11 protein-coding genes and 1 riboswitch are annotated in these 10838 nt (G+C 69.5%); of the genes, 5 read left to right on the top strand and 6 right to left on the bottom strand.

From position 1 onward, the window contains the following. Positions 1-3: 3 nt before the first annotated feature. The gene (locus tag ASD11_RS05120; RefSeq protein WP_056284164.1) at positions 4-399 is read left to right on the top strand and encodes a cytochrome c oxidase subunit 4; all 396 of its coding nucleotides are present in this window, start codon (positions 4-6) and stop codon (positions 397-399) included. 74 nt (positions 400-473) lie between these two features. Then, a complete protein-coding gene (locus ASD11_RS05125; RefSeq protein WP_056284167.1) occupies positions 474-1670 on the top strand; it encodes a L,D-transpeptidase in 1197 nt (398 codons plus the stop codon). Positions 1671-2223: 553 nt separating this feature from the next. Here ASD11_RS05125 and qcrB read toward each other — a convergent pair. The 4 genes from qcrB to ctaE form a co-directional block, all read right to left on the bottom strand. Beyond that, complete coding sequence (qcrB, locus tag ASD11_RS05130; RefSeq protein ID WP_056284168.1) at positions 2224-3924, bottom strand: cytochrome bc1 complex cytochrome b subunit; 1701 nt, start codon at positions 3922-3924, stop codon at positions 2224-2226. Further along, positions 3921-4991: a cytochrome bc1 complex Rieske iron-sulfur subunit gene (gene qcrA / locus ASD11_RS05135; RefSeq protein WP_056284169.1), complete on the bottom strand. Its 1071-nt coding sequence runs from the start codon at positions 4989-4991 to the stop codon at positions 3921-3923. The genes qcrB and qcrA overlap by 4 nt, the downstream gene beginning before the upstream one ends. Positions 4992-5070: 79 nt before the next feature. Further along, entirely contained in the window at positions 5071-5925 is an 855-nt protein-coding gene (gene qcrC, locus ASD11_RS05140; RefSeq protein WP_056284171.1) for a cytochrome bc1 complex diheme cytochrome c subunit, read from the bottom strand. Between the two features lie 65 nt (positions 5926-5990). Continuing rightward, a complete protein-coding gene (gene ctaE / locus ASD11_RS05145; protein WP_442854180.1) occupies positions 5991-6629 on the bottom strand; it encodes an aa3-type cytochrome oxidase subunit III in 639 nt (212 codons plus the stop codon). 24 nt (positions 6630-6653) lie between these two features. On the opposite strand from ctaE, the gene ASD11_RS05150 reads away from it, so the two are divergent. Together ASD11_RS05150 and trpD are read left to right on the top strand one after the other, a co-directional pair. Continuing rightward, a complete protein-coding gene (locus ASD11_RS05150) occupies positions 6654-7070 on the top strand; it encodes a response regulator transcription factor (RefSeq protein WP_056288421.1) in 417 nt (138 codons plus the stop codon). 13 nt (positions 7071-7083) lie between these two features. Continuing rightward, complete coding sequence (trpD, locus tag ASD11_RS05155; protein WP_056284174.1) at positions 7084-8133, top strand: anthranilate phosphoribosyltransferase; 1050 nt, start codon at positions 7084-7086, stop codon at positions 8131-8133. Between the two features lie 21 nt (positions 8134-8154). Here trpD and ASD11_RS05160 read toward each other — a convergent pair whose 3' ends face one another. Both ASD11_RS05160 and ASD11_RS05165 read right to left on the bottom strand, forming a co-directional pair. Continuing rightward, positions 8155-8433 carry an Lrp/AsnC family transcriptional regulator gene (locus tag ASD11_RS05160; protein ID WP_056284177.1) on the bottom strand — a complete coding sequence of 93 codons (279 nt, stop codon included), beginning with the start codon at positions 8431-8433 and terminating at the stop codon, positions 8155-8157. Then, positions 8430-10187 (bottom strand): DEDD exonuclease domain-containing protein, encoded by a 1758-nt coding sequence (locus ASD11_RS05165; protein WP_082554181.1) that lies wholly within the window; start codon positions 10185-10187, stop codon positions 8430-8432. Before ASD11_RS05165 ends, ASD11_RS05160 begins: the two co-directional genes overlap by 4 nt. Positions 10188-10317: 130 nt before the next feature. Between ASD11_RS05165 and ASD11_RS05170 the strand changes: the two genes are divergently transcribed. Next, on the top strand, positions 10318-10554 hold the full coding sequence (locus ASD11_RS05170) for a hypothetical protein (RefSeq protein WP_056284178.1): 237 nt from the start codon (positions 10318-10320) through the stop codon (positions 10552-10554). A 70-nt stretch (positions 10555-10624) separates the two neighbouring features. Next, positions 10625-10776: riboswitch (cyclic di-AMP (ydaO/yuaA leader) on the top strand. Positions 10777-10838: the final 62 nt, after the last annotated feature.

A 10838-nucleotide genomic window follows, 5' to 3' on the forward strand; every position in this document is an offset into this window, starting at 1 on the left:
GCCATGAAGTCCGAGTTCTGGACCATCGTCTCCTGCGGGATCTTCTTCTTCCTGATCGCACCCGTCTACTGGGTGCTCACGAACGACTGGACCGGCACGACGGCCCTCGTCATGACGTTCCTGCTGTGCGCCCTGCTGGGCTTCTACCTCTACGTCGTGGCCGGACAGATCGATCCGCGTCCCGAGGACCGTGCCGACGGAGAGATCGCCGAGGGTGCGGGCGAGCAGGGCTTCTTCCCGCCCTACAGCTGGTGGCCGCTCGTCTGCGCCTCCATGCTCGCGATCTGCGTCCTGGGCGTCGTCATCGGCTGGTGGCTCTTCATCATCGGTGTCGGCCTGGGTGCGGTGGCGCTGTGGGGCTGGATCTTCGAGTACTACCGCGGCATCCACGCGCACTGACCTGAGGGGCACCGACCGGCCGCGAGTTCTCGCGTCGGTCGGGATCCTGCCCGACGGGCACGTAGAATGACGAAGTGAGTCTTCCCCGCCCCGTCCGCACGCTCCTCGGAGCCGGTCTCTGCGTCGGCCTCGGCACGTCCCTGCTGGTGGGCTGCTCGCCCAAGACCATCACGGGCGACGACGAGGAGTCGCTGCCCGTGCGGCTGACCACCAACGTGAAGCAGGGCGCCGACGCGCTCGACGTGTCCACGCTCGTCTCGGTCACCGCCTTCCACGGGAAGGTCACCGTCTCCAACCTGACGGCCGCCGACGGCACGAAGGTCGCCGGCGAGGGCGCCGACGGCACCTGGAAGGCCACCCAGCGCCTCGAGCCCGGCACGTCCTACCGGCTCGGCGTGAAGGCCGTGGGGGAGGACGGCAAGTCCAAGCGTCTCGTCCGCACGTTCCGTACGGCCGACCTCACACTCGCTCAGCAGACCTACCCGTCGGTCGCGCCGCTCAAGGGCGAGACGGTCGGCGTCGGGATGCCGGTCATCGTCACCTTCGACGTCGCCGTCAAGGATCGTGCGCTCTACGAGAAGAACATGCGCGTGCGGGTCGCAGGCAAGGACGTCGCCGGCTCGTGGTCGTGGCTGTCCGACCGCGAGGCGCACTACCGTCCCAAGACCTTCTGGCCCGCGCGCAGCACGATCAAGGTCGACCTCGACCTCAACAGCCTTCCGGCCGGCGACGGGATCTACGGCCAGCAGGACCAGCACCTCACCTTCCGCACCGGCGCCAAGATGATCAGCATCGTGAACATCAAGAAGCACACCCTCACGCTGTACCAGGACGCCAAGAAGGTCCGGACCATCCCGGTCTCCACCGGCGACGCCACGCACCAGACCCGCGAGGGCACCAAGGTGATCATGGAGAAGTTCAGCTCCGTCGACATGGACGCGGCCACCACGGGCGTCGACTCCACGGACCCGGGCTACTACAACATCAAGGACGTCCGCTGGGCCATGCGTCTCACCAACTCCGGTGAGTTCATCCACGCCGCCCCGTGGTCGGTCGCGTCGCAGGGCAACGCCAACGTGAGCCATGGCTGCACCGGCATGAGCACGGCCAACGCGTCGTGGCTCTACTCCCGCTCGCAGCGCGGCGACATCGTGAAGTTCGTCGGCAGCACCCGCCCGCTCGAGGACCGCAACGGCTGGACCGACTGGAACACGTCCTGGAAGCGCTGGGTCGCCGGCTCCGCCCTCCAGTCCGACCCCGCCATCAGCTGACCCCTCCACCACCCCCGTCGGGCCGCGGTGACGTGGCGTCCGTTCCCCGGGACGATGCCGTTGGGCGGTGACGTGGCGTCCGTTCGGTGGGGGCGCTGCCGTCGGGCGGTGAGCTGGCGTCCGTTCGGTGGGGGCGATGCCGTCGGGCGGTGACGTGGCGTCCGTCTCATGTCCAGGAACCTGCGTGAACGGACGCTGAGCCACCGCCCGACCGGCCAGGGCACTGCGGGGCGTGGCGGGCACCGGTGGGCTGCCGAGCGCGCCCTCTCGCCGGGGGGCGGTGAGCAGGCGTCCGTTCTGGCGGCTTCGGGAGGCGCGAACGGACGCCAGGTCACCGCCCGGCGGCCGGGGTCGGTCCAGACAGACGCCAGGTCACCTCCCGGCGGCCGGAGTCGGGTCGAGACGGACGCCAGGTCACCGCCCGGCGCTGGGGTCGGTCGAGACGTGCGCCAGGTCACCGCCCCGACGGCCGGGCGCGGGCCGGCCGCGGGGGAGTGCAGACAGACGAACGGCCCGCCTCCGGAAGGAGGCGGGCCGTTCGGCGCGATGGTGACTAGTGCTGCCGGGGGATACCGGTCTCGGAGACACCCTGGAAGTCCTCGCCCAGGGCGATCGGGTGACCGTCGTGGTGTCCCAGGTGCTCCTCGGCGTGGTGCACGTCCTCGACGGTGGGCTTGTCGAGCGTGTCCCGGTTCCAGTACTCGCGAACCTTGGCCCGCAGTTTCTCCTTGCGACCGTGCGGCGCGTCGACCCCGTTGACGTCGGTCTGGACCGGCGCCTCCAGGACGGGCACGCGCTCGTGGGCCGTGAGGGTGTACTGCTCCGCCACCGGCAGGGGAGCGTGGCGCTCGGAGTAGCCGCCGTCGGGCGTGCGCTCCAGGACGCCAGTCTCGTAGCCGTGCAGGATGCGGTTGGCGTCGGCACGCTGCAGACCGATGCAGATCCGCTTCGTGATGAGGAACGCGATGACCGGGAAGATGAAGAACCCGAATCGCAGGACCCACGTGATGGCGTAGATGTCCATGTGGAACTTGGTGGCGATGATGTCGTTGCCACCGGCGATCCAGCCGACACCGTAGGCCGTCATGGCTGCGACGCCGAGCGCCGTGCGCGTGGGCGCGTTGCGCGGACGCTCGAGCAGGTGGTGCTCACGGTTGTCGCCCGTGACCCACTTCTCGAGGAACGGCCAGATGGCGAGCGACGTGAAGACGAGGCCCAGTCCGCCCATGCCGGGGATGACGACGTTCCAGCTCCACGTGTAGTTGAAGAACGTGGACTCCCAGTTGGGCATGAGGCGCACCATGCCCTCGGAGAAGCCCATGTACCAGTCGGGCTGCGATCCGGCGGTGACCTCAGAGGGGTTGTAGGGGCCGTACGCCCAGACCGGGTTGATCTGGATGAGAGCACCCATGAGCGCCGTGAAGCCGAAGACGACGAAGAAGAATCCGCCGGCCTTGGCCGCGTACACGGGGAGCATCGGGTAGCCGACGACGTTCTTCTCGGTGCGTCCGGGGCCAGGCCACTGCGTGTGCTTGTGGTAGATCAGCAGCAGCATGTGAGCGCCGATCAGGCCCAGGATGAGCGCCGGGATGAGCAGGATGTGCGCCATGTAGAGGCGCGGGATGATCTCGTCGCCGGGGAACTCGCCACCGAAGATGAAGAACTCCAGGTACGAGCCGACGATCGGCACGCTGCGCACCAGGCCGTCGACGAAGCGGAGGCCGGTGCCCGACAGCAGGTCGTCGGGGAGCGAGTAGCCGGCGAAGCCCTCGATCATGCCGAGCGCGAGGAGGCCGACACCGATGAGCCAGTTGATCTCACGCGGCTTGCGGTACGCACCCGTGAAGAACACGCGGAGCATGTGCACCATCATCGCGGCCACGAACAGCGCGGCGGCCCAGTGGTGGATCTGACGGAGCAGGAGCCCGCCGCGGATGTCGAAGGAGATGTCGAGCGTCGACTTGTACGCCAGCGACATCTCGAGGCCGTTCAACGGCTTGTACGTGCCGTTGTAGGTGACCTCGGCCATGCTCGGCTGGTACCAGAACGTCAGGAACGTTCCGGTGATCAGGAGGACGACGAAGCTCCACAGGGCGATCTCGCCGAGCATGAACGACCAGTGCTCGGGAAAGACCTTGCGCAGGTTCTTCTTGGCGAGGCCGGCCAGGCCGAGGCGGTCGTCAAGCCACTCGACGGGTCCACCGGCCTTCTTGCCGAGGGCGGTCTCTTGGACGGGTGTGAAGGAAGCGCTCATGAATTCTTGTCCAGCTTCTTCTGGTCACGTGCGAGCTCTGGGTAGCTGGGAGCGACGATCTCGGGGAAGTCGCTCATGGCGATCAGGTATCCCTCGGAGTCTACGCCGAGTGGGAGCTGCGGCAACGGACGGTGAGCAGGTCCGAAGATGACCTTCCCGTTGTCGGCCAGGTCGAAGGTGGACTGGTGGCACGGGCACAGCACGTGGTGCGTCTGCTGCTCGTAGAGGCTGATGGGGCAGCCGACGTGCGTGCAGATCTTGGAGTAGCAGAGGATGCCGTCGACGTTCCAGTTCTCACGGCCCTTGCTGGGCGTGATGTCCTCGGGCCGCATGCGCACGATGATGACGGCGGCCTTGGACTTGGCCTGCAGCGCCTCGGTGCCGTGCAGGATGCGCTCGCCGGTCTCGTCCTCCTCGAACAGGACGGCGGGCTCGCCGTTGACGAGCTCACCGACCTCGAGGTCGGAGGGCTTGATGGGGGCACCGGAGACGTCGGCGACGACCCGCATGCCCTTCTTCCAGACCGTGAAGCGCTGGCTGTGGGGGCGCGGGCCCAGGTCGCCGAGCAGGAACACGACGGGCAGGGCCATGAAGCCCATGGAGCCGATGAGGGTGTTGCGCAGCAGCGGGCGACGCTGGATGCCCGACTCCTCGACGCCGGCGTTGATCTGCTCGAGCACGGCCACGCGGTCGTCCTCGTCGGAGGCTGCGGAGTGGCGGTACTCGACCATCTCGTGGTCCGACATGAGCTTCTTGGCCCACTGGATGATGCCGATGCCCACGAGGAGCAGGGCCCCACCGAGGGAGGCGCCGAGGGCGAAGTTCTGGGCCGACCAGTTGAGGAACGTCTGGTCCTTGTCGATCACGACGTACGAGACGCAGAACACCAGGGCCAGGGCCGCGGCCGTGACGAACATGAGCGCGATCTGGCGCTCGGTGCGACGGGCCTGCGACTCGTCGACGTCCTGCGGTCGGTACTGGTGCTCCGGGAGACCCGGGTCCTGGATCGGCTCGGTGGGCTCGATCTCCTGACCGTCGTGGTCGTCGGGCCGCTCGATCTCGCTCATCGCACGGCCTCCGTGGAAGGGGCGCAAGAATACGAAGACCGTGCGCCGAGGGACTGGTGGTTCGCTCGCTGACGCTCGCTCATCGCTTCTTCTTCACTCTCGCTCCGTGGGCGCCGATCCAGATGGCGAACCCGACCAGCACGCCGATGCCGACGACCCAGGTGAACAGACCGTCGACGACGGGGCCGAGGCCACCGCCGGCGAGTCCGCCGTAGTTGGGCTGGTCCTGGACGGCCTTGATGTAGGCGATGACGTTGCGCTTGTCCTCGGGCGTGATGACGCTGTCGCCGAAGACGGGCATCTGCTGCGGACCGGTCAGCATGGCCTCGTAGATGTGCTTGGCGCTGACGCCGTCGAGCTTGGGGGCGTAGCGGCCGTCCGGGAGGGCGCCGCCGGCGCCGACCGAGTTGTGGCACGCGGTGCAGTTGGTGCGGAAGAACTCGCCGCCCTCACGCACGTCCTCGGTGCTCGCGGCCTCGTAGTCGGTGTCCTCCGAGGAGGGGATCGAGGGGCCGGGTGCGAGCGACGCGATGTACGCGGAGAGCTGCCGGACCTCCTCGGCGTCGTACTCGGGGGTCTTGCGCGGGGCCTGCGGGCCGGACTGCGCCATGGGCATGCGTCCGGTGCCGACCTGGAAGTCGACGGCGGCCGCTCCGACGCCGATGAGCGTCGGGCCGTAGTTCTTGTCGTCCTTGGTGCCGATGCCCTGGGCGTTGACGCCGTGGCAGCTGGCGCAGCCGATGAGGAACAGCTGGCGTCCCGCATCGAGCTCACGCGACGACGTGGTGTCGTCCGCGGCCGAGGCGGGGGACAACGCTGTGGTCTGGACGGCGTACGCGCCGCCGCCGACGACGATGAGGGCGAGCATGAGCACGACGAATCCAGCGAGTGGATGCCGGCGTCTGGTGGACAGTTTCCGCACCGAGAACCTCATTCCTGGTCAGGTGAAGACAGCGTACGCGGCGCGGGCCGTGGACGCTGAGATTAGGTGAGCCTTGGTCAGCGGATGAGGTAGATGGTGGCGAAGAGCCCCACCCACACGATGTCCACGAAGTGCCAGTAGTACGAGACCACGATGGCCGAGATGGCCTGCTCATGGGTGAATCGACGAGCCGCGAAGGTTCGTCCGATGACGAGCAGGAACGCGATGAGACCACCCACGACGTGGATGCCGTGGAAGCCCGTGGCGAGGTAGAAGAGCGAGCCGTAGGCCGAGGACGGGATGGTGAGGCCCTCGTGCACCAGCTCGGCGTACTCCGTGGCCTGACCGCCGATGAAGATGGCGCCCATGATGTACGTGAGGATGAACCACTCACGCATGCCCCACTTGCCCATCTGCAGCAGGGTGCCGGTCCGGCCGGCGCGTCCGCGCTCAGCGGCGAAGACGCCGAACTGGCACGTGAACGACGACAGCACCAGGATGGTGGTGTTGGCCGTCGCGAAGGGGATGTTCAGGAGCTGCGTCTCCTGGGCCCACAGCTCCGGCGTCACGTTGCGGATCGTGAAGTACGCGGCGAAGAGGCCCGCGAAGAACATGAGCTCGCTGGACAGCCAGACGATGGTTCCCACGGTCACCATGGAGGGTCGTCCCTCGGTGCCGTGCAGTCGAGAAGCCGGGATCACGGAAGTAGTCGCCACGCGATCATTATGTACGATTCGATCGTGAGTCAGCACCCACCCCTGCGCGTTCTCGTCTACAGCGACGACCGCGACGTCCGAGCCGCCGTCCTCGCCGCCCTGGGTGCCCGGCCACACCCGGACCTTCCGGCCTTCGAGTACATCGAGTGCGCCACGGAGCCGGTCGTGCTCCAGCACCTCGACGGCAAGCGTCCCGGCGGACGTCCCGACCTGGTGATCCTCGACGGCGAGGCGGTCCCGGTGGGCGGTCTCGGCATCGCGCGCCAGATCAAGGACGAGATCTTCCAGGCGCCTCCCGTGCTGGTGCTCACCGGACGGCCGCAGGACGAGTGGCTGGCCACGTGGTCGCGCGCCGAGGCTGCGCTGCCCCACCCCATCGACCCGCTGCGGCTCGCCGAGACGGTCATCGCGCTGGCGCGCGGTGTCGTCGCGGCGGCCTGAGCGGCTCCGAGTCATGACCCACACCTGGCCCGACGTCCTCTCCACGCTCGTCGCGGGCACGGACCTCTCCACCGACGCCACGGCGTGGGCGATGCGCGAGATCCTCGCGGGCGACGCCACCCCGGTGCAGATCGCCGGCTTCGCCGTGGCGCTGCGTGCCAAGGGCGAGACGGTCGCCGAGCTCACCGGCCTGGCCGACACGATGTACGAGCAGGCCCGCCACCTCGAGGTGGCTGACCGCGTCGTCGACATCGTCGGCACGGGCGGCGACCGGGCGCAGACCGTGAACATCTCGTCGATGTCGGCGGTGGTGATCGCGGGCGCGGGGATCGGCGTGGTGAAGCACGGCAACCGAGCGGCCTCCAGCAAGAGTGGGTCCGCCGACGTCCTCGAGGCGCTGGGCATCCGCCTCGACGTGGCCGCCGACCACGTGATCGACGTCTACGACGGCGCCGGGATCACGTTCTGCTTCGCGCCCGTGTTCCACGCGTCGTTCCGGCACACCGCCGTCCCGCGGCGTGAGCTGGGCATCGCCACCCCGTTCAACTTCCTGGGCCCGCTCACCAACCCGGCCCAGCCCGCGGCCATGGCGGTGGGCTGCGCCGACGCGGCCATGGCCCCCCTCATGGCCGGCGTGTTCGCCGGCCGCGGCACCGACGCGCTGGTGTTCCGTGGCGACGACGGCCTCGACGAGCTCACGGTCTCCACCACCAGCCACGTGTGGCTCGCGACCGGGGGAGAGGTCACCGAGCACGTGGTCGACCCCACGCGACTCGGTCTGCCGACGTCGCCCATCTCGGCCCTGCGCGGTGGCGACGCCGCCTTCAACGCAGACGTGTTCCGCCGGGTCGTCGGCGGCGAGCACGGGCCGGCCCGCGACGCCGTGCTGCTGAACGCCGGCTCCGGCATCGCGGCGCACCGACTCGACCAGGGGGGCGCCTCGCTCGAGGACCGGCTCGCCGAGGGCATCGCGGTGGCGGCGGAGTCGATCGACTCCGGCGCAGCGACCGGCGTCCTCGAGCGCTGGGCCGCGACGACCCAGCGGCTCGCCCCTCCGGCCTGAGGAGGCCGGCTGGCGGGTGCGTCAGTCGAGCCCGATGGAGAAGGCGTCCTCGAGGTCGTGCTGGCTGAACGTCTGGAACGCGATCTGGGTCTGGGTGGAGAGCACGCCCGGTACCTGGTTGACCTGGTCGGCGACGACCGAGGCGACGTCGTCGATCTCGCGCACCCGCACCATGGCGACGAGGTCGAGGTCCCCGGTGACGGAGTAGACCTCGCTGACGCCGTCGATGGCGGCGATGGCCTCGGCGGTCTGCGAGATCGTGGCGACCTCGGTCTGCACGAACACGATGGCGGTGATCACGCACCCAGCCTAGTGGCGGTGTCCCGCGCAGGCAGCAGGTCGAGGTGTCGGGCTGCGTTGGCGAGAGGTGCGTGCCACGAGCCGCGCGCCATGCGCAGGCCCGGGGTGTCGAGCCAGCGCAGCACGAGCTCGGTCTCCTCGTGGGTGGCGGCAGGGGCGGGGCCCGGTCCGGGCGACACCGACTCGGCCGTGGCCAGCAGCGCGTCCACCCAACCCTGCGGGTGCTGTCCTCGCGGCATGATGCCGGCCCCGGCGAGGCGCCCGTGCCGCACGACGTGGACCTCCCAGCCCTGCGGGTGCGGTGCTGCGGCCACGAGCTCGGGGACCGTGGTGATCTCGCGCAGGCGCTGTGTGCGGGCCGCGCCGCGCAGCAGGGCGGCGAGGCGGTCGCGCCAGCGGGCTGCGTCCTCGTAGCGTTCCGCGCCTGCCAGCTCGGACATGCGCTCGAGGACGGCCTGCACCACGACGTCGGGGTCGGCGGTCATGGCTCGTTGCACCTGCACGACCTCCTGGGCGTAAGCGTCAGGGTCGGCGGAGCCGTCGCAGGGCGACAGGCAGTGCCCCAGCTCGGCCAGGGCGCACGCTCCTCGACGCGACCGGCGGGCCAGCCGGGGCGTGCACTGGCGGATGCGGAAGACGTCGTGCAGGGCCGCCACCGCGTCCTCCGCGGTGCGCTTGCTGCCGAAGGGACCGATGTAGTCGGCGTCGTCGTCGAGCACCTTCTGCACGATGGACAGCCGCGGCCACACCTCGCGGGTGAGCTTGATCCACGAGACCCGTTCGGGGAACTTGGAACGCCGGTTGTACGGCGGGCGGTGCGCCGCGATGAGACGCAGCTCGCGGACCTGGGCCTCGAGGGCGGTGGCGCACACGACGGACTCGACGCGCTCGGCGAGCATGACCATCTCGCCCATGCGGGTGCGGGTCTCGGCCTGCGTGAAGTACGTGCGGACGCGCGTGCGCAGGCGCTTGGAGGTCCCGACGTAGAGCACCTTGTCGTTCCGGTCGCGGAAGAGGTACACGCCGGGGGCGTCAGGGACGCCGTCGGCCAGGTGCCGCTTGCGCCGTTGGGCCGGCGTGACCTTGGACGTGAACGAGGCCAGCTCCTCGAGGGAGTGGACGCCGAGGGGGCCCAGACGTTCCATGAGTCCGTGCAGGACGTCGACGGTGGCCTGGGCGTCGGCCAGGGCGCGGTGGTTGGGCGTGACGGTGGTGCGGAAGTGCCGGGCGAGCGTGCTGAGCTTGACGTTGGGCACCTCGTCGCGGAGCAGGACGCGCCGGGCCAGCACCGCGGTGTCCAGCACCTCGAAGCGGGGCCAGGGGATGCCCAGCCCGGCCGCGGCGTGCTTGAGGAAGCCGGTGTCGAACGGGGCGTTGTGCGCCACCAGGACCGTGCCGCGGGCGAACTCCAGGAAGCTGGGCAGCACCTCGGCGATGCGCGGGGCCTCGACCACCATGGCGTTGGTGATGCCCGTGAGCACCGTGATGAACGCCGGGATGTGCTCGTCGGGGTTGACCAACGTCTGGAGCTCGCCGAGGACCTCGCCGCCGCGCACCTTGACCGCCCCGATCTCGGTGATCTTGGAGCCCTGTGCAGCCGACGCCCCGGTGGTCTCGAGGTCGACGACGCAGAAGGTGACGTCGTGCAGGAGGCGCCCCAGCTCCTCGAAGCTGGCCTGGACGAGCGCGGCCGGGGCCGTGGGCGGTGCTGGTGGGGCAGGTGTTGCGTGTGGTTCGGGGAAGCGGCGTGGCATGGCGCGAGGCTAGGCGGGACCTCGGACATCTCGTCCCGGCGGGCGCCGGCGCTGCCGCGGCCCGCAGTTTTGTCGGGACGGCCTCCTAGCGTCGTGGGCAGAAGAGCAACCCACCGACGGAGGTGACCCCATGTCCCGCAATGATCTTGGCCTCGAGCCCGTGGTCGTCGACTGCGACCGATGCGTCGTCCGAGGCCCCCGGGCCTGCGGCGACTGCGTGGTCACGGTCCTGCTCGGAGCCCCGCCCGAGGGCATCGAGATCGACACCGAGGAGCTCCACGCGCTCGATGCGCTGGCCGACCAGGGGCTGGTCCCGCCCCTTCGACTCGTGATCCCTCTCACAGGTCCCGACGCGCACGCTGGCTGAGTCCCTGGGCCGCAACCCCTGTACAGTGATCGATTGTGCGTCCGGAGAATGCCGGTCCCCCCGATCTGCATCGGATGCACCGCCGAGTCGTTGCGGGCGTGGGGAAGATGTCCGCTGCGAGCCGGGGACCCATGTGTGTGGGGTGAATCGACGCGTCAGCGTCGTAGGGCGCCTACGGCCCGAACCCGTCAGCTCACCCGGTAGGCGCCTGAGGACAACACAGGAGAGTGTGTGCGAACTGCACGGACCGCCCGAATGAACAGAACAGCCACCACCGTCACTGC

Origin of the sequence: Aeromicrobium sp. Root495, from assembly GCF_001426755.1 — a bacterium.
Lineage (GTDB): Bacteria > Actinomycetota > Actinomycetes > Propionibacteriales > Nocardioidaceae > Aeromicrobium.

Excerpts from the sequence above, each read along its gene's own strand:
- trpD (WP_056284174.1), top strand. The coding sequence starts at position 7,084 with ATGACCCACACCTGGCCCGACGTCCTCTCCACGCTCGTCGCGGGCACG.
- qcrA (WP_056284169.1), bottom strand. The coding sequence starts at position 4,991 with ATGAGCGAGATCGAGCGGCCCGACGACCACGACGGTCAGGAGATCGAG.
- ASD11_RS05170 (WP_056284178.1), top strand. The coding sequence starts at position 10,318 with ATGTCCCGCAATGATCTTGGCCTCGAGCCCGTGGTCGTCGACTGCGAC.
- ASD11_RS05165 (WP_082554181.1), bottom strand. The coding sequence starts at position 10,187 with ATGCCACGCCGCTTCCCCGAACCACACGCAACACCTGCCCCACCAGCA.
- qcrC (WP_056284171.1), bottom strand. The coding sequence starts at position 5,925 with ATGAGGTTCTCGGTGCGGAAACTGTCCACCAGACGCCGGCATCCACTC.
- ASD11_RS05120 (WP_056284164.1), top strand. The coding sequence starts at position 4 with ATGAAGTCCGAGTTCTGGACCATCGTCTCCTGCGGGATCTTCTTCTTC.
- qcrB (WP_056284168.1), bottom strand. The coding sequence starts at position 3,924 with ATGAGCGCTTCCTTCACACCCGTCCAAGAGACCGCCCTCGGCAAGAAG.